This is a genomic window from Bacteroides sp. 90-K9/2, assembly GCF_047310725.1.
In the GTDB taxonomy this organism is placed as follows: Bacteria; Bacteroidota; Bacteroidia; order Bacteroidales; family Bacteroidaceae; genus Bacteroides; species Bacteroides vicugnae.
The window spans coordinates 43,509-65,395 of sequence record NZ_JBCGVL010000012.1 but is presented as its reverse complement, the minus strand read 5'-3'; the positions used below and the strand labels follow the sequence as shown (position 1 = coordinate 65,395).

General features: G+C 42.3%; 16 protein-coding genes. 9 read left to right on the top strand and 7 right to left on the bottom strand.

Going from position 1 to position 21,887, the window contains the following annotated elements; translation table 11 throughout:
* Positions 1 to 35: 35 nt before the first annotated feature.
* Positions 36 to 728 (bottom strand): DUF6250 domain-containing protein, encoded by a 693-nt coding sequence (locus tag AAHJ11_RS19995; protein ID WP_234131687.1) that lies wholly within the window; start codon positions 726 to 728, stop codon positions 36 to 38.
* Between the two features lie 115 nt (positions 729 to 843).
* On the bottom strand, positions 844 to 2,232 hold the full coding sequence (locus AAHJ11_RS19990) for an LruC domain-containing protein (protein WP_148365470.1): 1,389 nt from the start codon (positions 2,230 to 2,232) through the stop codon (positions 844 to 846).
* Between the two features lie 325 nt (positions 2,233 to 2,557).
* On the opposite strand from AAHJ11_RS19990, the gene AAHJ11_RS19985 reads away from it, so the two are divergent.
* The 5 genes from AAHJ11_RS19985 to AAHJ11_RS19965 are packed head-to-tail and all read left to right on the top strand — an operon-like array spanning position 2,558 to position 10,886.
* Positions 2,558 to 3,730, top strand: coding sequence for a HEAT repeat domain-containing protein (locus AAHJ11_RS19985; protein WP_148365469.1), 1,173 nt, complete (start codon positions 2,558 to 2,560; stop codon positions 3,728 to 3,730).
* 5 nt (positions 3,731 to 3,735) lie between these two features.
* Entirely contained in the window at positions 3,736 to 5,211 is a 1,476-nt protein-coding gene (locus tag AAHJ11_RS19980; protein WP_148365468.1) for a glycosyltransferase family 2 protein, read from the top strand.
* A gap of 26 nt (positions 5,212 to 5,237) precedes the next feature.
* A complete protein-coding gene (locus tag AAHJ11_RS19975) occupies positions 5,238 to 8,204 on the top strand; it encodes a hypothetical protein (RefSeq protein ID WP_234131688.1) in 2,967 nt (988 codons plus the stop codon).
* Positions 8,179 to 10,332 (top strand): DUF4838 domain-containing protein, encoded by a 2,154-nt coding sequence (locus AAHJ11_RS19970; protein ID WP_320975008.1) that lies wholly within the window; start codon positions 8,179 to 8,181, stop codon positions 10,330 to 10,332. The genes AAHJ11_RS19975 and AAHJ11_RS19970 overlap by 26 nt, the downstream gene beginning before the upstream one ends.
* 38 nt (positions 10,333 to 10,370) lie before the next feature.
* Entirely contained in the window at positions 10,371 to 10,886 is a 516-nt protein-coding gene (locus AAHJ11_RS19965; protein WP_148365465.1) for a DUF1573 domain-containing protein, read from the top strand.
* An 86-nt stretch (positions 10,887 to 10,972) separates the two neighbouring features.
* On the opposite strand, the gene AAHJ11_RS19960 is transcribed toward AAHJ11_RS19965, so the two are convergent.
* Positions 10,973 to 11,533 (bottom strand): DUF4348 domain-containing protein, encoded by a 561-nt coding sequence (locus tag AAHJ11_RS19960; RefSeq protein ID WP_167511794.1) that lies wholly within the window; start codon positions 11,531 to 11,533, stop codon positions 10,973 to 10,975.
* Positions 11,534 to 11,608: 75 nt separating this feature from the next.
* Positions 11,609 to 12,898: a DUF2851 family protein gene (locus AAHJ11_RS19955; RefSeq protein ID WP_320975009.1), complete on the bottom strand. Its 1,290-nt coding sequence runs from the start codon at positions 12,896 to 12,898 to the stop codon at positions 11,609 to 11,611.
* 83 nt (positions 12,899 to 12,981) lie between these two features.
* Between AAHJ11_RS19955 and dapB the strand changes: the two genes are divergently transcribed.
* The 4 genes from dapB (at position 12,982) to AAHJ11_RS19935 (ending at position 16,966) form a co-directional block, all read left to right on the top strand.
* Entirely contained in the window at positions 12,982 to 13,746 is a 765-nt protein-coding gene (gene dapB, locus AAHJ11_RS19950) for a 4-hydroxy-tetrahydrodipicolinate reductase (RefSeq protein ID WP_298044647.1), read from the top strand.
* A gap of 35 nt (positions 13,747 to 13,781) precedes the next feature.
* Positions 13,782 to 15,266 carry a signal peptidase I gene (gene lepB, locus AAHJ11_RS19945; RefSeq protein ID WP_413580063.1) on the top strand — a complete coding sequence of 495 codons (1,485 nt, stop codon included), beginning with the start codon at positions 13,782 to 13,784 and terminating at the stop codon, positions 15,264 to 15,266.
* A 42-nt stretch (positions 15,267 to 15,308) separates the two neighbouring features.
* A complete protein-coding gene (lepB, locus tag AAHJ11_RS19940) occupies positions 15,309 to 16,250 on the top strand; it encodes a signal peptidase I (protein WP_320975011.1) in 942 nt (313 codons plus the stop codon).
* 77 nt (positions 16,251 to 16,327) lie between these two features.
* On the top strand, positions 16,328 to 16,966 hold the full coding sequence (locus AAHJ11_RS19935; RefSeq protein WP_148365460.1) for a WbqC family protein: 639 nt from the start codon (positions 16,328 to 16,330) through the stop codon (positions 16,964 to 16,966).
* A gap of 217 nt (positions 16,967 to 17,183) precedes the next feature.
* Here the strand turns inward: AAHJ11_RS19935 and AAHJ11_RS19930 are convergent, their stop codons facing one another.
* The 3 genes from AAHJ11_RS19930 to AAHJ11_RS19920 form a co-directional block, all read right to left on the bottom strand.
* Positions 17,184 to 17,375, bottom strand: a complete 192-nt coding sequence (locus AAHJ11_RS19930) for a hypothetical protein (protein WP_195649839.1) — start codon at positions 17,373 to 17,375, stop codon at positions 17,184 to 17,186.
* A 1,033-nt stretch (positions 17,376 to 18,408) separates the two neighbouring features.
* On the bottom strand, positions 18,409 to 19,218 hold the full coding sequence (locus AAHJ11_RS19925; RefSeq protein WP_320975012.1) for a Fic family protein: 810 nt from the start codon (positions 19,216 to 19,218) through the stop codon (positions 18,409 to 18,411).
* 211 nt (positions 19,219 to 19,429) lie between these two features.
* The gene (locus AAHJ11_RS19920; RefSeq protein ID WP_320975013.1) at positions 19,430 to 21,682 is read right to left on the bottom strand and encodes a glycoside hydrolase family 3 C-terminal domain-containing protein; all 2,253 of its coding nucleotides are present in this window, start codon (positions 21,680 to 21,682) and stop codon (positions 19,430 to 19,432) included.
* Positions 21,683 to 21,887 lie beyond the last annotated feature (205 nt).

The window sequence follows — 21,887 nt, the reverse complement described above, 5'->3', positions numbered from 1 at the left end:
GGAAATATTGTCTTATCAGGTTTTCAGTATATCAGTCAAAGTATGGTCGCTTTAAAATCTGTAAAGAGTATATGATTCTGCAAAAGACGTAAACCGAAGTGTCCGTCACCTTCACCACCCGTAAGGGTATAGCGGAACAACTCTTCATCATTCACAGAATAAGTTGTGATTCCCTTTTCCACTCGAATCCGAATCTCATACCACTGATTGGGAACAAGTAAGTGGGAGGTATCAGTATATTCTTTCAATAACGGTTTCACCTTATCATCTGCCACTCCATAGTATTCTCCTCTGTATCGACGAAAACGGGTCGTTGAGTTATCATTTCCTCCGTATCCAACGTAGAAAAGGTTTAATGTATTGTAGTTTTTAAAGATGCCGTCACGCCACTGACTACGGGCAAAAAGATCATTAGGGTATTTAGGATCATTGGCAGCCCAAAAGCAGTTCAGATCACTCAAGCGATCATACTTTCCACCTTGCATCACCATACAGATACGATAACTAATTTCATAATCACCTGCCAATCGTTGCCGATACCACATAGTCAGTCCGTCCGGAACTATCAATTCTAATGTATCTGCACGTTCTATTATCTGCAAAGCATGGGATGCATCTTCTATTTTCCACTGTTGCACAAAAGAAGCTTTGTGTTGTGCCAAAAGCATCACACTATCTAAGAGAAAAAAAGTAATCAAACTGTAGCCTATAAAAAATCGCTTCGTCATTACGGTATTAGTTTAAAGATTATTCTTCCGGATACAAAGAAACCCCTCTTTTTTCGAAAAGAGGGGTTCAAATTGTACAAAATATCTCAAATAATGTATTAACTGGTAATTTGTATTACCAATATTTTACGGTCTCTTCCGGTTCAAAATCCTCATACCAGTTTTTATATGAAGCACCATTATTTTTTGCCCAATCCTTAAACTTCGGGTATGCCGTTTCAAAAGCAACTTTCTCATACGCATGTCTTGTACCTACAGGAACTTTTATACCCCAAACGAAACCATTCATATTACAATATGGAATATTTTCATTTATTGCTTCATTTCCACTCATAGTTGCTGCATCTTTAGCATAGTCAGCATAAGCCGAAGTAGGCTTATAACCTCTCATGTGTATTTCTTTGCCACCATTGACAACTATAAAAAAGTTCTGTCTCTGCGTATCAAGAATAAGATCTCTGAATGCTTTTAGTTGATTTTCTCTATCCTGCCCTTTCAAACCATCCTTGCCTATCAGTCTAACTTCAGCACGTAACATAGGCAATCCTTCTCTAATTGCTCCCTTTGTTGTTTGGAAATAAGCTCTCGGTGTCCCATCAAGAAGATCACTATGCAAACCAGATAAACCATCCAATTTGATAACCGTTCCTTCTTCCGGAGTCGTATTCACAGACAAACCAGCATAACGTTTTTTATCAGCATCATCTTGATCCCATCTCCAGTCTCTTGCTTCAATCGATACCTCCGATTCCGTAGAAAGTTGTACTTGTTTCAGAAGTCTTTCAGTACCTTGTCCGCCTTTCAATGAAAGTTTTGCTGTAATCCGGTCGACATACTCACTCTTTAAGTTTTCCAAGACAACTCCTAACTGAGTAGGAATCTGACCACCCACCGCACGAACATCCAAAGTCAGTAACAACTCCTCTTTACTACCTTGAATCTCCATCAATTCTTCATTCTGACATTCGGAAACCTTTATGTCATATTCAAAAACTACATCATTAAAATCCTCGTCATACCACGTGGACTCCTTAGGCCAGCCATCTTCAAACATTGCCACACCGGTACTATGATAAAAAAGATAATCGGCTGTCGGCTCCGCTGTCGGTTTCACTGCATCTTCAGGAAGAGAAAGAGTAACCGATGCATTGTGAGTGGTTTCATAAGAAAAATCAGTCGGATAGCTCTCACTGCGAGTAACAGGAGATAAAGCAAAACTTGCCTTTTTCACCTCACCTGATACTGTGTTATACTCCATATATACCTTGTCCGCATGAATAGGGACATTTAAGGTTATAGTACGTGAAGAACCGTCTTTCACAAAAACGTCTTCTGCAAGCAAGTTTTCTCCTTTTTCATCAGCATACACTTTAACAAGAGGAGAAGCATTTACCGGATCAACAGTTCCCGGACCATCATTACCTTTTTCCAACTCATTATCAGAGCAGGAAGTAGTAACCAACATTGTCCCCATAAGGACATACACCAAACTTTTAATTTTCATCTTAATCTAATTTTTAAATTTATTGTTTGTTTCTGTTTCGCATGAGAGCCTGGCTTATCACACTTATTTTCAGGCTCCATTTGTTAACTTATCAAAAATATATTTAACGCTTAATAGCTTTCCACCCTCCTTTATTTGTAATTTCAATCCTTTCCATCGAAAATAATCACAAGAGCTAAAATATGCCTCAAAAGAGCTGTCCATAAACAATGGATAATATATACAAGTTATTTCGTATATTTGCATTAGACAGAACATTCAATACAACAAATATAGAACTTTTATTCTGAATATACAAGTTTTATATCTAAATATATCAAGGGAAATGGATCAAGTACTGTATGGTATAGATTACATAGAATATTATTTCTATTGGATATATTACAAGTTTATTGGCTATCCTTTAATCATAAGAATATGCTCAATTGCTGTAATGTTTTGTATTATTGCGTACTTATTTCTCCTATTCCATATTATATATGGTATATTTAAAAGGCGAAAAGAGAAGCGAAGATACAATAAAGCGTTTGATAAATATTACGAAGAAATGAAAACTATCTCACTAGATTCCAACACATTGAGTGAAGAAGAGATAGCTGACAGATTAGAATATGATACGAAAAAGCGCCCAAAACCCAACGAATTACGCATTATCACCCAACTGTTAACAGAAATCAAGAGTGTGCATGAAGATGAGATCAATGAACTAAACTATCAAACGATTCAAACTGTATTCCAAATCACACGTTTCCTTGAACGCGAACTTCAATTCGGTTCCAAAAGATCAAAGATACAAGCTCTGAAACTTATTCAGTCCATCAATGGTTATGCCTCTGAAGCGGTATTGGTGCGTTTCCTCTATCATCGTGAACTAGAACTAAGAAACTCGGCACGCTATACTTATATGTGGTTAAGTCAGGGTGATCCGTTCCGCTTCTTCGACGAAGATATCGGCATGAAGTTAAGGCAATGGGACATGATGGAGTTACACGCCATCTTGGAACACCGTAAAAAAGTGGGATATAACACACCCACCTTTATCAAATGGGTGAATACTTCAGCTGAAGAAAACGTTAAGATATTCTTTATCAACGAAATCCGGCTATATCATGAAACCGAAAGTGCCCCAATTCTCGCGAAGCAACTCAATGCCCGTTCTGTGGAAATACGGGGTGAAGCAATCAAGACTTTAGGTAAGCTAAAATACAAAGAGGTTGAACCTAAGCTGATTGAAATGTATAATGTACAACCGGAAGAAGTCAAACGACAAATCATTTCGGCTATTGCAGATCTGAAGACCGACAAGGCTTTAGGATTTCTTTACAACGCTTATGATGAAGCAGATAACTGGGGAACCAAGAGAGTCATACTCAAAGCCCTCTATGAGTATAGTGCAATGGGAAGGAAAACATTCGATCAATTGGAGAGAAAAGCAGATTCCCACACAGCTATATTGTTTGCCCACACCAAGCATCCGTTAATCAACCAGTTAAATTAGAGAATATGAGAGATATAATATTTACATTCTTCAATTATTTCGTATTCTTTTATACGAGCATGCTGGCAATATTCTTCGTCACATTCGCCTTCCTCTCTTTCATTTCTCTGAAACGGAGAAAGGATTACTATGTGGAAAGCTATATGCGGAAAACAATCAAGGAATCCCCCTATACACCGGGTATTTCGGTAATTGCTCCTGCCTTCAATGAAGAAAAGACAATCATTGATAATGTGAACTCCATGCTTGCATTGGAATATCCGCTTTTCGAGGTGGTTATTGTAAATGATGGAAGTACGGACAGCACATTGGAAAAGATGACCGAATATTATGAACTGGTAGAAGTGCCCTATGCTTATATCGAGCGAATCAAAACCAGACCGTTCCGAAGACTCCTCAAATCCTCCAACCCGAAATACAGCCGACTTATTGTTGTAGACAAAGAAAATGGAGGAACCAAAGCGGATGCATCCAATGCAGGAATCAACGTTGCTTCTTATCCGTATTTCATCTGCACGGATGTGGACTGCATTCTGGAAAAATATGCTCTTTATCGCTGCATCTCGCCCATTATATCTTCAGAAAAACAAGTAATTGCAGTCAGCGGAACGATGTTGATGGCTAACGGATGCGTCGTGAAAGACGGACAAATCATAGACGTTAGAACTCCCCGTACACCGATTCCACTTTTCCAGAATCTGGAGTATATGCGCTCCTATCTGATTGGTAAGATGGGGTGGTCCGCAATCAATGGAATGCCGAATGTCTCCGGTGGATTCGGTCTTTTCGACCGTTCGGTAGCGATTGCAGCCGGAGGATACGATGCTCCCTCTTTTGCTGAAGACATGGACCTCATCACCCGTATGGTAGGATATATGTGCGATTTCTCCCGTCCTTATAAAATCATACAGATTCCTGATACTTGCTGCTGGACGGAAGGGCCTCCCAACCTGGCAATGCTCTACCGCCAACGTACCCGTTGGGCACGGGGATTGTTCCAGACACTTAATATCCATCGCAAGATGATTTTCAAAAAGACATATAAGCAAATGGGAATGTTAACTCTCCCTTATATGTTCGTTTTTGAGTTTCTGGCGCCAATCATCGAGTTCGTCGGTTTGATAGTATTTATCTATCTGGCCTTTACAGGAGCGGTCAACTGGAACACGGCATGGATGATTTACCTGACGATCTATACGTTCTGCCAGTTCCTTTCCATCGTCGTTATTACCTACGACTACTATGTCGGGATGCTATATAAAAGAGGATATGAATACCTATGGATTATCATTGCGTCCATATTGGAACCTATCTTCTATCATCCCATCATCACTTTCTGCTCATTGAGAGGATACCTTAGTTATCTGACCAATAGAGACTTCAAGTGGAAGAACATGGAACGTAAGGGATTCAAGCAGAAAGAAGAAAGTGCAGACGATACTGATATAAAGACAATGAAGCCTGAACCGGCTACGATTTAAACAAGAAAGATTAAAGACAAGATAGAATGAACAGAGAGTTTCTCCATAAAATCACCATATTAGGTTGTCTGTTTTTACTGATAACCTCTTCCTCCGGGACCGACAACGGATTCCAGACACCGGAGCAATATGCCCAAATTGTACAAGAGCATTTTGCGAACGAGGAATGGGAAGCAGGGAAAGAGCTATTGGAGGAGGGCCTTCAGAAATACCCGAATGTTTCTGACCTTGAATGGCTCATGGGAAAATACTGGTTCCACGAAAAGAACTACGACCAATCGCGTTATCATCTTGTCAAAGCGATAGACGACAACTACAACAACGTCAATGCCAAACATCTGCTGGTAGATGTAGAAGACATCACCGAGAATTATTCCAGTGCCATTTGCTACGTTAATGAGTTGCTGGAAGTGAATCCGTATTGGAGAGGTTTATGGCGAAGAAAGATTGAACTGTACCGCAAGCAGAACAACGATGTGGAAGCAGACCGTCTGTTGAAACGTATCAATCAAATTTACCCGAACGATACAATTCTAAGGAAGGATTATATCTACAGCATGGAGGTAGGCTACCAGCAAATGAAAAAAGGTGGTAACCGGAAAGAGGCCATCGAAAAGCTGACGGAGCTCATCAAAGTATCTCCCCAAAACGAAGAATATTATCTGGACATCATTAACCTGCATTTGCAGGAAGGAAACCGGGAAGCCGCTCTAGGCTGGTCATCCAACGGTTTGGCTGCCATACCGGGAAGCGGTGCGCTTATCGTCAAAAGGGCAAGTATTCTCAGCGAATTGGCACGTTATCCGGAAGCACTGGTGTTTATACGCGAGCAAATGCGAAGGAACAACAGCCCTGCCATACGGCGCATGTATAACGACCTGTTAATGGAGGCTGCCCGTGCAGAAAAGCAACGGGATCCTTATGTATTATATGGCATGGCCTATGAAGGAGGCAATAAGAACAAGGAAGCATTGGACTACCTGCTGAACACTTCCGTCACCCGAGGATATACCGACGATGCTCTCTTCTATATCAGAGAAGCTAAAAAACAATATGGCAACAATGATAAAGGAATTCTTTATAAAGAATATATGCTTTATCGCCAGATGAATGAGGATGATCTTGCCTATTCAACGCTGAAAAAGATGTATGAGATGTATCCTGATGATTATGATATTACGCTTGCCATGAGCGCACAGCACATGAAAAAAGCAGAAAAGCTGATGGAACTCGGTCTGTACGCAGAAGCATTGCCGCACGTATTGTTCGTTTCTCAAAAACATATAGACAATGATATGAACGGTGCCGCATGGGAAAAAGCCTTGAGTTGCTATATCAATATGAAACGTTACAATGAAGCACTTGCAACATTGGACACCATCACTCTTCACTTCCCTGATTACGAAAACGGCACGTTGAAAAGGGCATTTATTCTCGATAAAATGGATAAAACCGAAGAGGCTTTGCAACTGTATCTATCTGCCATCGAACAGAGTGATGAGGATATGCGCATTTTTTATGTCATCGGATACGAGGAACTGGCAGTGCCCTACATCAAGAAATGTATGGAAGCCGGAGCTACGAAGAAAGCATACGAGGAATCTGTCAAGCTAATTAGCCTGAATCCATCGAGCGATCTCGGATTACGGTATGCCATCAATTCGGCCGGTTTACTCGGGAAATACGATGAATTCGAGAAATACACAGCACAAGGGATCAATTATTATCCTGAAGAACCGTTCTATCAGGCAAAAAGAGCTACTGTGCTTGAACGTGACAAGAGATACGAAGCTTCTTTGGAATTCCTGAAGCCGATACTCAACAAATACCCGAGCAACAAAGAGATTATAGGCGCATTCTCACAGAGCAGTGAATACCGTGCCCTGCAACTGACAAAGGCCAAAGAACCGGAAAAGGCTCTCGCAGTTCTTGATACAGCTTTGCTTTATGACAGTCAGAACAAATCATTAAAGTACGCCAAGGGAGTGGTATATGAAGCCAACCGTCAAGCGGATTCTGCCTATTATTACCAGAAGTTCTACGAGCCATCCATCATGGAATATCGCTCTTTCCAACGACATTTATCGGGTCTTAGAAGCATGATGCTCAAGAATGAGATTGCCTTGACCTATCTTCGTGCACGCTATGGAGAAGAAGATATCATTACCTCTGTTGCAACGGCCGAATATACCCGAAAAGGCCAGAAGAACAGCTATACAGGACGCCTCAACTATGCAGGGCGAAGTGGCTCGGCAAGCGACAGCATGGAAGCGGAAGAGCAGACACCGGGAGGGGTCGGCATTCAGGTACAAGGTGAGTGGACGCATCACTTCTCACCGAAGTGGAGCCTCACGGCCAATGCAGCCTTGGCGACCAAATATTTCCCGGATATAACGGCTGATGTCGCTTTACGACATTATCTCAAGAATGATTGGGAAATAGGCGCGCATGTGGGTTATAGACGGGTAGCCGCCTATACAAAGCGTTATGAATGGAACGATGAATTCTTTGCAGGTGGCACCGGAGACAATGGCTATCTGTTTACGGGTTGGAATGAGTCAAAGACTAACCTACTCACTGTAGGCGGAGAATTAGCCAAGACCATTGAAGTAGTTCGTCTCAACACGAAGATAGATATGCATTTCTTCAACTCCAACTTCTATTACAATGCTCAGATTGGTGCCAAGTACTTCCCGGCCAGTGACGGAAAGACAAATATCAACGCCATGGCAAGCATCGGATCGGCACCGGAAACGGCCGTACTGGACTATGCGCTTCCCGGCTCTTTCTCTCACACCAATACCATGGTGGGATTAGGAGGCCAGTATATGGTAAGTCCTAACATTACCATAGGCTTGATGGGTACCTGGAACACCTATTATAACCAAACCAATACAGTGCGAGGGACAAGTCCGTCCAACCAGATAGAATCCATATCGACACGCTATAAAAATTTATATAACATCTATGCACAAGTTTATATTTCATTCTGATACGCTTGGCCCCATATTGGCAGGAATGATCTGTATTTGCTGCCTTTTATCCGGCTGCCGTATGCAGGCACGCACGGAGATGTTCCCATCGAAAGAAGGATATCTCGTCACTATTGGCGAAGACCCGACCGACAGAGACACCCGGTGGGCGAAATACCTGTACGAGCATCTCAAAAAGCGTGCAAATGACGATGAAATGGTAGCTTTTGGCGTTTCTGAGATGGATGCATGGCGTATCATTATACAGATAGACCCCACCTTACAAAGAGGGTTCAAAGTAGCCTGCAAAGGTGCTGATATAAGGTTGACAGCAAGTGACGACAAACAAATGCTCTGGCTGCAATACCAGCTAATCAAGAAAATCAGCAAAGAAGACCCGCGCATAGACGGCTCCGATCTTCCTCCCGCCCTTATTAATCTCAATGATACTTGTGGAACCTTTACATTTGACTACCAAAGCATTTATTCCCCACACGGTCTGAATCTCGATCATACAGGGGTGATCGGACTAAACAACTTCGACGACAGCTGGGGAATATGGGGACACAACCTGCGGAAAGTATTGGGAAAAGAAGCGGAAAAAGTATACGCCACCATTCATGGAAAGACAGATGACTCACAACTGTGTTTCTCTTCCGAGGACATGTACCGCCAGATAGAAAGTTATATTGTAAATAACTTCGGTGAAAAGGGGAATTCCCGTTTTGTAATAGCCCCGGATGATGCTCCGTATGCCTGCACATGTGCCACCTGCACCGCACTGGGAAACACGGAGAAGAATGCCACTCCGGCCGTTACGGAACTTATCATCCGCCTTTCACAACGTTTTCCCAAGCATTTTTTCTTTACGACTTCTTATCTGACCACACAACAGGTCACCGACAAACAACTCCCCGCCAACACCGGAGTAATCGTCAGCGCCATCGACTACCCACTTCGCCGGACAGACGGCAAGGATGAGCAAGACAAGAAATTTGCCGACCAACTCGACAACTGGAAGAAAGTAACGAACAACATCTATATATGGGACTATATCAACAACTTCGACGACTACCTCACTCCTTTTCCCATATTAAAGATAGCTCAACAAAGACTCCAATTCTTCAAACAACATGGAGCCAGCGGCATATTCTTCAACGGAAGTGGATATAGCTATTCTTCTTTCGATGAAATGAGGACTTTTGTATTATCCTCCCTCCTTATCAACCCGGAACTCCCGGTCGATGACTTAATCAGAAGTTACTTTAATCAGGAATATCCAGTATCAAAAAAATGGCTATACGATTACTACACTGAATTGGAGAACAATGCCCAATCCGGAAAACGACTCGGACTTTATGCCGGTATCAGAGAATCAGAAAAAGCATTCCTCTATCCGGATCAATTCATCAAATTCTATGATGAAATGGGAGATTTTGTTTCCGAAGCAAAAGGGAAAGAGCGTAAAAAGCTGCACGAACTTCAGACTGCTTTGTCTTTCACACGCCTGGAATTAGGACGTGACCACGGCTTTGATGCTTACGGATATGCCAAACGGAATGGAAAGGAGATCCAACCGGTTCCCCAAGCCCGGAAATGGATCACCCAGCTCAAAGAACACAAAGCATTTACCGGAATGGAATATTATAATGAGTCAGCCTATGAAATCGACTATTATATAAAGGAATGGGAACAATACCTACTTTCTTCCGACATCAAGAAAAGCTTGTTTTTAGGACTCAATCCTTCAGCAACTCCTAAACTGAATAAAATTGATTCCAAGAAACTGACTGATGGCACTCACGGTTTACCCGGAGACTATCATTGCGGTTGGGTAGTCATTCCGGGAGAAGAATGTACCATCAACCTGCCGGTGAAAGGTATCAACGCATCAGGAACATTCTATATCAGCTTTCTGAATCTTCCCCGGCATCACATCTATGCGCCACAACAAATTCAACTGTTGAAAGACGGAATAGCCTATAAAACAATAGACCTGAAACCGGAAGACGCCCCGGAAAAAGGGGAAATGATAAAAGCCACCGTTCCGGCAGACCTGAACGGAGCAGAACAACTAAGCATCAAAATCAGTTGTTTAAAGAAACCGGAAGCGCAAATAGGTATCGATGAAATTGCATTCATCCCTTAGATGCTGAAAAAGTGATATAATAAAAATAAATGGCAACAATGAATAAATCTATATTCTATATTTTCCTACTGACGACACTTCCGCTCTGCTTTACAGGGTGCAGGAAGGAAGTACGTCCCACAAGTATGACGATAAAGGACTCGATCAGGCACTATTACCCCATCAAGCAAGGTCAGCAGCTCGATATCATGTTTACTATCACCAATACAGGAGATGCTCCGTTAATCATTTCAGAAATGCAACCTTCCTGTGGCTGTATCATTCTGGATAAAAGTTCGCATATCATCATTCCCGAAGACGGAATCAGACAATTCAAGGCAACCTACAATAGTATTAAGAATGTAGGCGAGGTGGTTCACCGCATCCGGATTTTCGGTAATATGCTCCCCGACGGAAGAGCCGAACTTAAATTTGATGTTAACGTAGTCCCCGATGCAGACTATACACGTGATTATGAGGAACTCTATCAGGATTTCAACACCAAGAACGGTATTGTCAGAGAGATGGTGGATGGAAAAGAATCCGAACTGGGATATTATGTCGGAGAACCCTAATCAATATCATGTATTAAGTATCAAGTATTAACATCAAATGACTGGCTAATACTCAATACTTGATACTTAATACTTATTTCTCCTTTCTAAGGATGTATTTCTTTGAATGCGGCATTTTCTTCTTTCACATTCTGAATAGTCTGCTTTAACTCTCCAATCGGCAAGTCATATCCATACCAACCTGTATAGCAGTCTACCACATACCATTTCCCATCCGACTGCAACTCGAACTCGACACGCAAATCAACCTCGGATTCTTCATAGCCTGCCTCAAAGATTTTATGCTTCGGTTCATTCAACGTAAACTTGGAAACATAAATACCTCCCTCTTCCTGGGTGATACGTTCTTCCTTCATTGTTTCGCTATCCAGCAACGGCCACTTTTCCCGAGTGAAAGGGAATGTTTTCTCGGTTTCTCCGTCATCTGCCAACAAAGTGATCGGAGTCTTTAATGGGAACTTGATACGAGTATACTGGAAGGCTGCACTGGAAGTAAATTTATCCAGAAAGGATTTGAAATCTTCACCGTCTTGTGTAGTCAGTTCATTATCGGCTTTTGCCTTAGAACTATTACCGCAGGAGATAAACGAAACGCCTGCGAGCAGCATCATAGCCAGCAAGCAGCATACAAACTTTTTAGCTCTCATAACACTATATAAATTAAGAGTTTAATTGACGACGCAAAGATAATGACAAGTTTGGCATCTTGGTTATTTTAAGAACTAAATCTTTGTATGCTTTAAATACTCATAACCGAAGCGGCAGTACAGACATTTCCGCTTATCGCAATACTCTTTTTGTAACTGTATCAGTGCCTGACTATCCGCCGCACTGACTACCGGAAGTCCGGCATCGCTCCACGAACGGATAATATGATTGCTCTCCGCCTTCAATTCTTCCAAAAAACGTGAGGCACGTTCACACATTCGTTCATCCGTCTTGTGCAAACCATAGGTATAAAGAAAAGGAACCACCGTATTAATGATAATCAAATCCTTGGAACGCTCTCCCATCGTCTTTTCCTTTTGTGGAGACAGTCGCCCGAATAAATAATGATTCTCCCAATAGGAAGACGTACGTGTATCCAGTAAAGCTCTCACGTCCGTCAGAGTATCCGCTTCCAGTAAACGTGAAAACAGTTTATCTCCTTTCTGATAGAGATAAGCCAACTGCGCCAGGCGAATGTGAGGAAAGTTTTCCGGACGAAGCCGTAGAAAACGCCATAAAGTAGCATCCATCCCCTGCCCGATTTCAAATTTTCGCTGCAAATAACGAAACTCTTTGCAAAGACGAATACTATACTCGTCCTCCTGTTCCTTTTTCAGAAATGTGTCTTCCAACAACCCTGCCAAACCATAGAAGAAAGCTTCTATCTGAAACAAATTATTCCGGTGCTTATCCATCGCACGAAATGGCAACAATTCCGCCCACGTTTCAAAAGCATCTCCGTTCAATCCAAAACCGAAATTACGGGCAAGGGTGATAAAGAAAGCATCTTCCCAATTACTGTTGCAAAGTTCGAGACGATGCATGATTAACTGTGCTTTCTGTTCCAAACGCTCTGTTTGCAAAGCGGTCAGCCAGGAATGGATAGTGAGTTTGGGAAGAGAGGCAAGGATGGGATAGCAAGCCGGATAATGATCGGCTACGCAAAGTTCATGATAATGGGATTGCACATTTTCCGGACAAGTCAGCAATAGTTGTGGTATCTGTTCACCATTGGTACGGGTTATTTCCGTATCCACCTCGCTCACCACATGGAGAATTACAGAATCGTAGGCTTTGTCGCAATTATGCCCGTGGCGAAACCAATCAGAAGAATGTGTATGTATTTCTATATTCCCTACCCATAAGGTGCCATCAATCTTTAGTTTCGCGTTAAAAAAGTCGGGACCGGCATTCGGGTTTTGCAGACCGGAATCAATCACTTCTACCGGTAAGCCGTTGGTGGTTTGCAGTACTTTCAGAGGAAATAATTTATGTTTCCACACGTAGTGGAGAAGATGTTCCATGTTAACAAGACGTTAATGTGCGCTGCAAATGTAATAAAAATCTTATCTTTGCGACTATTATTTTGAATATAAGTCAGAAAACAATGAAAATAGCACTGATCGGTTACGGAAAGATGGGCAAAGAGATAGAAAAGGTTGCCCGTAGTCGCGGACATGAAATCGTCTGCATCATTGACATCAATAATCAGGATGACTTCGAATCCGAAGCGTTCAAATCGGCCGATGTGGCCATTGAGTTTACCAATCCGATGGTAGCTTACAGCAATTATATAAAAACTTTCAAAGCCGGTGTGAAACTGGTATCCGGCAGCACCGGATGGATGGCCGAGCATGGCGAAGAAATCAAAAAGCTCTGCGCTGAAGGAGGCAAAACACTGTTCTGGTCGTCCAACTTCAGTCTGGGAGTCAGCATTTTCTCTGCCGTCAACAAGTATCTGGCTAAAATTATGAACCAGTTCCCCACTTATGATGTCACCATGAGCGAGACACATCATATTCATAAACTGGATGCTCCTAGCGGAACAGCCATCACTCTGGCAGAAGGTATTCTGGAAAAGATGGACCGTAAGGACAAATGGGTGGAAGGAACTTTCCTTGCACCGGACGGAACCATTAGCGGAACCAACGATTGCGCGCCTAATGAACTTCCTATCGCCTCTATCCGCGAAGGAGAAGTGTTCGGCCTTCATACCATTCGCTATGAATCCGACGTAGACAGCATAACTATCACGCATGATGCTAAAAGCCGTGGCGGATTTGTATTGGGAGCCGTACTGGCAGCCGAATATACTGCCACACACGAAGGTTTTTTGGGCATGAGTGATTTATTCCCATTCTTGAACGACTAAGATTTCAGAAGCTAGTTCTAAACAAATATAACATTATGAGACAAGCCACACGCGCACAATGGATCAAATGTGCCATTGCTATTCTACTTTACCTCGCTTTCCTTCTCTGGGTACGGAGTTGGTGGGGATTGATTATTGTTCCTTTCATTTTCGATATTTATATCACAAAGAAAATACCTTGGTCTTTTTGGAAGAAGTCGAAGAATCCGGCTGTCCGCAGTGTGATGAGTTGGGTGGATGCCATCGTATTTGCGTTGGTTGCCGTCTACTTCGTCAATATCTACAGCTTTCAGAATTACCAGATCCCTTCCTCTTCGCTGGAAAAATCATTACTGGTAGGCGATTTCCTGTATGTAAGCAAGATGAGCTACGGTCCCCGCGTACCGAACACTCCGCTTTCTATGCCGTTGGCACAACATACGCTGCCTGTCTTCAATACTAAATCGTATATCGAGTGGCCACAATGGAAATACAAACGGGTACCGGGCTTCGGCAAAGTGAAGCTGAATGACATTGTTGTCTTCAACTTCCCGGCAGGAGACACGGTAGCAGTGAACTACCAACAGACAACGGACTTCTATACGCTGGCTTACGGTGAAGGACAACGCATCTACTCCAAACAGATTGAGATGGATAGCCTGACACGTTCACAGCAACGTGCAATCTATGACCTCTACTATGACGCGGGACGTAAACAGATTCTAAATAATCCGCGTACTTACGGTGAAGTACTGTGGCGTCCGGTAGACCGTCGCGAGAATTATGTGAAACGTTGTGTCGGCTTGCCCGGTGATACATTGCAAATTGTAGACGGACAGGTGATGATTGACGGTAAGGCGATTGAGAACCCCGAAAACCTGCAATTCAACTACTTCGTGCAGACTACCGGTCCGTACATTCCGGAAGATATGCTGCGCGAATTAGGCATCAGCAAGGATGACACCATGCTGATAGAAGACTCTGGCTGGGAAGGCGGATTATTGGATATGGGACTGGACAACCGGAATGCACAAGGCAAACTGAATCCTGTATATCATCTTCCATTGACTAAAAAGATGTATGACACTCTCCTTGGCAATAAAAAGCTAATCAGCAAAATAGTAATGGAACCGGAAGAATACGCCGGACAGATGTATCCGCTAAACCTTTATACCAAATGGAACCGCAACAATTACGGTCCGATCTGGATTCCTGCCAAAGGAGCTACCATTACCCTCACAGAAGACAACCTGCCTATCTATGAGCGTTGCATCGTAGCCTACGAAGGCAACAAGCTGGAAGTGAAACCGGACGGTATCTACATCAACGGTGAAAAGACCAATGAATATACCTTCAAAATGGATTATTACTGGATGATGGGTGACAACCGTCACAACTCTGCCGACTCCCGTTATTGGGGTTTTGTACCCGAAGATCATGTAGTGGGCAAACCGATTGTCGTATGGCTGTCGCTTGACAAAGACCGTGGATGGTTTGACGGTAAAATCCGTTGGAACCGCCTCTTCAAGTGGGTAGACTGATAAGTGTACGGATAGAATAGAGTGATAAGGTGATAAATATTAATGAACATTCGTAAATTCAAATGGATACTAGCATTTGCCGGAGCAGTAGTCGTAGTGCTTCTACTCCGGGGATTTGCTTTTACGTCCTGCCTTATCCCTTCCACCGGTATGGAAAACTCCATTTTCCAGGGTGAACGTATCTTAGTGAATAAATGGAGTTACGGGTTGCGAATTCCTTTCATGTCGCTCTTTTCTTATCATCGTTGGTGCGAAAGTCCTGTACGGCGACAAGATATCGTAGTGTTCAATAATCCGGCCGGAATCCGGGAACCTATCATCGACCGCCGGGAAATCTATATCAGCCGTTGCCTCGGAATGCCGGGTGACACCTTATTTGTTGATTCCCTTTTCTCCGTTATTTCTCCCGAGGCACAGTTCAACCCGGATAAGAAAAGACTTTATTCGTACCCCGCTTCAAAAGAAAATCTGATAACCTCACTGATGCATACTCTTTCCATCACCAACGACGAATTGATGGGAAGCAATGACAGTACCCACGTGCGCAGTTTCAGCCGTTATGAATACTATCTGCTGGAACAGGCGATGAATGGAAAAGAGTGCTTCGTTCAACCTCTGTCGAACAAGGAAAACACTGATCCGAATCCGCTGATTGTTCCCGGAAAGGGGCAATTTATACGTGTCTATCCCTGGAACATAACCCTGCTACGAAATACGCTCGTGATGCACGAAGGCAAACAGGCAGAGATAAAAAACGATACCCTCTACGTGGACGGAAAGCCCACGAAACACTGTTATTTCACAAAAGATTATTATTGGATGGGGTCTAACAATACCGTCAACTTCTCCGACTCGCGTCTTTTCGGATTTGTCCCGCAAGACCATGTCATCGGAAAAGCCTCCGTCATCTGGTTCTCCAAAGAAAAAGACACGGGACTGTTTGACGGATACCGATGGAACCGTTTTTTCAGAACAGTGGAATAATCTTCTGATTTCCGATTCATAAAAGAAACAACTCCTTAATAATATCCTCAACTATAGAGTTCCCTAAACGAATTAAAATGAAAGAAATGAAAATAGCCTATTTATCTTCAGCTTATCTCGCTCCCGTCGAATATTATACCAAACTTCTGACTTATGACAAAGTGTTTGTAGAACAACATGACCACTACATCAAACAAACCTACCGTAACCGGTGTACCATTGCCGGACCATCCGGCGAATTAGCTCTTTCCATCCCAACCGTAAAACCCGACACTCTGAAGTGTCCGATGAAAGACATCCGCATTTCCGACCACGGCAACTGGAGACATCTGCACTGGAACGCCATCGAATCGGCCTACAACAGTACTCCTTTCTTTGAATATTACAAAGACGACTTCCGCCCTTTCTACGAAAAGAAATACGAGTTTTTAATCGATTTCAACGAAGAACTATGCCGGATGGTCTGTGAATTGATAGATATTCACCCCACTATGGAGCGTACTAGTGAATATAAGATGGAGTTTGCTCCCGGAGAATCCGATTTTCGGGAAGTCATCCATCCCAAAAAGGATTTCCGGGAAGTAGATACAGAGTTTGTTCCACAACCTTACTATCAGGTTTTCGAATCCAAACTGAGTTTTCTACCTAATTTGAGTATCATAGACTTGTTGTTCAATATGGGACCGGAAAGTCTGTTGACATTAGGTAAACGATAACCTCACTTTTCTATTAGAATGTAAAAAGAGTATATAGCATCGCGCTCCAAAAGACGGAGAAAGATGTTTACCGCTTCAATCTATCATTATCTATACATCAACTTTCTGATACAAGGAATGTATATGTTCTACGGAAATAGGTACATGCATTAAATGTCAAATTCTCTACAACTAATAAATAAATGCTCGAATGTAATTGATTATCAGTGAGAAATTGTTATTTTTTTGCAGAAAGCAAAGAAAGTATATGATGAAAGCAAAGAAAACAAGAGAGATAGCTTTCAGGATTCATAAAACAATTGAGGGTCAGATAAAAAGACATCATTTCATCATCGGATGAAAAGATAGCGTGCATGAGTTGCGTCGTGTCCCCCGGACGAGCCTGCTGGTTGCTTAAAACTTCTTCCATAAGAATTTTAATTAAATGGTGAATAAATTAAGTTCAATGGGGCGATACAGAAAGGTAGTTTTAAGGAATAAAAGAAGCGGTTCCGCCTGTCCCATTGCATTCCACTATCCACGACAGCAGTAGGTGCACTAACATCCTACATGGGGGTGCGAAACCGCCATATAGGATTAATGGGACGGGCATAAAAAAGCCCGCCACACTGATACGGCAGGTTCTCCGCCGTGGTTTAAAATGGAATGCACTACAAAGATAGAATATAAAATCAGAAAAGAGAAAAGAAAATCAGTATAAATTGAAGTTTACAGCAATAAGCTTAAGGCAGAACTTCCTAAAGCCTACTTGTTACTATAAGATTCATATGGAAGGTTCACCGGTTTCACCTTTAGCTGAATAGTTCTAAATCAAATGTTTATGGTGAAAGAGGTACATAAAAAAATAAAGAACCATCCTTCACCTCCTTCACAAAGATAAAATGCAGAGAAATAAATAGCAATATAGCATCGTGGAAATGCTTATATCGTATAGATTAAGTGTCTATACATCCAATTTGTTGGGTATATATAGCCAATGTATTGGGCATATATAGCCAGCATGTTGGATATATATATCCTGCGTCTTGGGTATATATGTCCAACAACTCAAGTATTAATAGCCTAGATACAAAGTATTAATGGCCTATAACTCAAGTGTTAATACTTGATGGAGCGTTTGCTATGAGCTTATTAATTTTAGCTTATAGCATATTCGTTTTTGCTTATAGCATATTTACTTTAGCTTATAGCATATAAAAAGAACGGTGAAGAGTGTGAAGGATGAATATTTCTATATTTTGCGTTTCCTTTCACCATAAATATCTGGTCTATAACTATTCAGCTAACGGTGAAACTGGTGAAACTTTATTTAAAACTATTAGAGAATTACATAAGTTCGATATTAATAAATGCAACAGCCGTTACTGTAACGGTGATTTCGTTAATGAAAAACAACACAATATACAATGGGTGGAAGTCTTATCAAAAGAAGCCCTACAAGATTAAAACATAAAACTAAATCCTTTATTGTGAGAAGCTTTATATTTTTGTATTTCCAAAGACAGTGTTTTTTTCAACTGCACTGCCATGAAATCCCAAAAAGGCTGGTTGGTTTCATCATCTTGCGCCTGTTGTAAAGAAAGGATATAATCTGCCCTATCCTCCTTAAAAATCTTAGCGGGGAAAAGATGATAGCAGAATTGAATATAGTTCATCAATAAACGAGCTGCTCTCCTGTTACCATCCACCCAAGGATGAATAGTCACAAAATTGAGGTGAGCATTAAAACTTAATTCGTATTGTTCACGGAACGTTTCCACATTCTTTTGCCGTTCCTGCAACAAGAAACAAAGTTCTTCTACTTTAACAGGTACTTTTTGATAACCCATATAAGAACGCCCACCTACACCAGCCGTAACGTCACACAAACGGAACTCACCTCTGGAAGAATCGAAAGAGCCGCCTATTGTATTATGCCTTCCCCCTGTTGTCCGCATCAAAGTAGCGTTTAACTTCTGCAAGAAAGCAGGAGTTATAACAGTATTGCGTTCCGCTTCCTTTTTAGCAAGCTCGTATGCTTTCTTCAGGTCCTCATTCATCAAATGATATACCAACGGCTTTCCTTTAGCTGTTACACCTTCATCAAAAAGAAGCTGTGCATCCATTTCGGTTAGTGTAGAACCTTCAATGGCTGTAGAATGGGTAATAAGAGAATAGAGGTAGTACTTCTCATAGTCCACCGACTGACTGATACCGAGTTGCTGAAACTCCTTATACAGTTCCTCTATTTCCTGCCAAATACCTTTTTCCATAATAGGTTACCTTGATTGTTATTTTTCCCAAAATTACTTCTGATACAACACTTTACCAAGCGAAACGACTACTTTCTTACTATTTTTTGCAAACGCAGGGAAAATTAGGCAATAAAAAAACGCTAAGTCGATTTGTTGCAATCACTTAGCGTTTTCCGAGTACCCAGACTCTCTGTCATCTCCTTAAAAAAATCTCTAACAAAACATCTACCTATTTCAACTCAAATGGTACAGTACCTTTAATATCTCTGGATGAACTGCCGATCATTGCCTCAAACTTGCCCGGTTCGGCCACCCATTCGTGTTTAGCATCATCGAAGAAGCTCAATGCTTTCTTATCAATCGTCAGCGTTACCGTTTTCTCTTCGCCCGGAGCCAGTTTCACTTTCCGGAAACCTTTCAACTCTTTGATCGGACGAGGAAGAGAGGATTTCTTATCACTGATATAAAGCTGAACAACTTCTTGCCCCTCACGAGTTCCTGTATTCTTCACATTGACCGTGAAAGAGATAGTATCATCTACTGTCATTGTTTTCTTGTCAGCCGAGGGTTTTCCATAAGCGAAAGTAGTGTAGTTCAATCCGTGTCCGAACGGGAACAACGGTTTGATTTTCTCTTTGTCCGCCCAGCGGTAGCCTACAAAAATATCCTCCCGATAGATTTCATTAATCGTATCTCCTCTATGTTTAGACTGTGCCAGTTCTTCCTTATTGCCCGGATATTCGCCCAGTTTATGAGCCCCTACATCTTCCAGTTTTGCCGGGAAGGTGAAAGGAAGTTTTCCCGAAGGATTGGCGTCTCCTACCAATACGGAAGCAAGAGCTGTTCCGGCTTCCGAGCCCAGGAACCAGCCCTGTACAATAGCCGGTACTTCATTTACCCAAGGCATGGCCACAGCATTGCCGGAGATATTGACCACAATCAGGTTCTTATTCACCTTTGCCAGTTCACTAATCACTCTATCCTGTGCATATGGCAAACCTAAAGAAGCACGGTCCGAATCTTCACAATCCTGATGATTGCTCTTGTTCAAGCCACCGAAGAAGATAACATAATCGGCATCTTTAGCCACTTGCAAAGCCTCTGCAAGCAGTTCATCTTCCGAACGGTTGTCTTTCAAGTCCTGACCGGTTTTCACACCGTTATACTCTCCTGTCGGATCGCCTACATATCCACGGGCATATACCACTTCCGCTTTTGAACCCACACGGCTTTTCAGTCCATCCAACGGAGAAATCTCATATTTCACTTTCAAAGAAGAACTACCACCGCCCACAGTCATCATCTTAATGGCATTTTCACCGATAACGGCTATTTTCTTAGCTTTATTCAAATCGATAGGCAGTACGTTACCATTATTTTGCAACAATACAATTCCTTCTTCAGCTATCTCACGTCCGGCTTGCCCGTGCTCGGGAGAACCTAAAGAGCCGAATGGTTTGTGCGGATCCATTGAAGTACGGAATATCAGACGAAGGACATTACTAACCTTTTCGTCCAGTTCCTTTGTCCCTACTTTACCCTCTTTTATCAATTTCAGGTAAGGGAAAGCAAGGAAATAATTATCATAGGCATTTCTCGTTCCGGCAGACAGTCCGTTCGTCCATGAACCAAACTCGAGGTCCATGCCATTGTGAATCGCCTGCTCGGTATTGTGCACACCTCCCCAGTCGGACACTACAACACCATCAAAGCCCCATTCATCACGAAGAATATCTTTAAGCAGGCGCTTGTTGTGACAGGCGTGCTCTCCCTGATAGAGATTGTAAGAGCCCATAATCGACCATGTTCCACCTTCCTGGACAGCTGCTTTAAAAGCAGGCAGGTATATTTCATAAAGAGCACGATCACTTAATTGTACATTGGTGGTATGACGGTTGAACTCCTGATTATTCAAGGCATAATGCTTCACACAGGCAGCTACCCCGTTCTCTTGTACACCTTTGATGTAAGGAACCACCATAGTGGCGGACAGATACGGGTCTTCTCCCATATATTCGAAGTTACGTCCGTTCAAGGGTGTACGGTAGATATTCACACCGGGGCCCAACAGAATGTCTTTTTTGCGATAACGCGCCTCTTCACCGATACTTTTCCCGTAAAGATGAGACATTTCGGGATTCCATGTAGCAGCAAGGCACGTCAGTGCCGGATAAGCAATACAGGAATCGTTTGTCCATCCTGCCTGATCCCATTCATCCCATAAGACTTCCGGACGGATACCGTGAGGACCATCAGTAGCCCATACTTCGGGAATTCCGAGGCGGGGAACGCCTGCCGAACTAAATTTAGACTGTGCATGAATCATCTTCACCTTTTCTTCAAGGGTCATCCGGTTCAATGCATCTTTCACTCGCTCTTCGATAGGCTTACCTGTGTCCAAGTACACCGGCTTCTGCGCAAAAGCAGGCAGTGCAGCCATCACAGACAGGCCAAGTAACAATGCTTTGAATTTCATGTTCATTTATGATATAAGAAGTAAGTTCATTCTTTTATTTATATAGACTCTCAAATGGGGGATATTTCCTAGTTGCGGATGAGTTTATTAATATTTATTATATTTATATCACCAATCATAAGCCGACCAACACTCAGTTATCCATTCACATTGTTCATTTCATTCTTTTATTTCGAACTTCTCTTTCTTGATGAGCCAAGCCTTTCTGAAT

Bases quoted from the DNA above. Each gene is read 5' to 3' on its own strand.
- AAHJ11_RS19975 (WP_234131688.1), top strand. From the start codon at position 5,238: ATGAACAGAGAGTTTCTCCATAAAATCACCATATTAGGTTGTCTGTTT.
- AAHJ11_RS19980 (WP_148365468.1), top strand. From the start codon at position 3,736: ATGAGAGATATAATATTTACATTCTTCAATTATTTCGTATTCTTTTAT.
- dapB (WP_298044647.1), top strand. From the start codon at position 12,982: ATGAAAATAGCACTGATCGGTTACGGAAAGATGGGCAAAGAGATAGAA.
- lepB (WP_320975011.1), top strand. From the start codon at position 15,309: ATGAACATTCGTAAATTCAAATGGATACTAGCATTTGCCGGAGCAGTA.
- AAHJ11_RS19930 (WP_195649839.1), bottom strand. From the start codon at position 17,375: ATGGAAGAAGTTTTAAGCAACCAGCAGGCTCGTCCGGGGGACACGACG.
- AAHJ11_RS19995 (WP_234131687.1), bottom strand. From the start codon at position 728: ATGACGAAGCGATTTTTTATAGGCTACAGTTTGATTACTTTTTTTCTC.
- AAHJ11_RS19990 (WP_148365470.1), bottom strand. From the start codon at position 2,232: ATGAAAATTAAAAGTTTGGTGTATGTCCTTATGGGGACAATGTTGGTT.
- AAHJ11_RS19960 (WP_167511794.1), bottom strand. From the start codon at position 11,533: ATGAGAGCTAAAAAGTTTGTATGCTGCTTGCTGGCTATGATGCTGCTC.
- AAHJ11_RS19935 (WP_148365460.1), top strand. From the start codon at position 16,328: ATGAAAGAAATGAAAATAGCCTATTTATCTTCAGCTTATCTCGCTCCC.
- AAHJ11_RS19970 (WP_320975008.1), top strand. From the start codon at position 8,179: ATGCACAAGTTTATATTTCATTCTGATACGCTTGGCCCCATATTGGCA.
- AAHJ11_RS19925 (WP_320975012.1), bottom strand. From the start codon at position 19,218: ATGGAAAAAGGTATTTGGCAGGAAATAGAGGAACTGTATAAGGAGTTT.
- AAHJ11_RS19965 (WP_148365465.1), top strand. From the start codon at position 10,371: ATGAATAAATCTATATTCTATATTTTCCTACTGACGACACTTCCGCTC.
- lepB (WP_413580063.1), top strand. From the start codon at position 13,782: ATGAGACAAGCCACACGCGCACAATGGATCAAATGTGCCATTGCTATT.
- AAHJ11_RS19955 (WP_320975009.1), bottom strand. From the start codon at position 12,898: ATGGAACATCTTCTCCACTACGTGTGGAAACATAAATTATTTCCTCTG.
- AAHJ11_RS19985 (WP_148365469.1), top strand. From the start codon at position 2,558: ATGGATCAAGTACTGTATGGTATAGATTACATAGAATATTATTTCTAT.
- AAHJ11_RS19920 (WP_320975013.1), bottom strand. From the start codon at position 21,682: ATGAACATGAAATTCAAAGCATTGTTACTTGGCCTGTCTGTGATGGCT.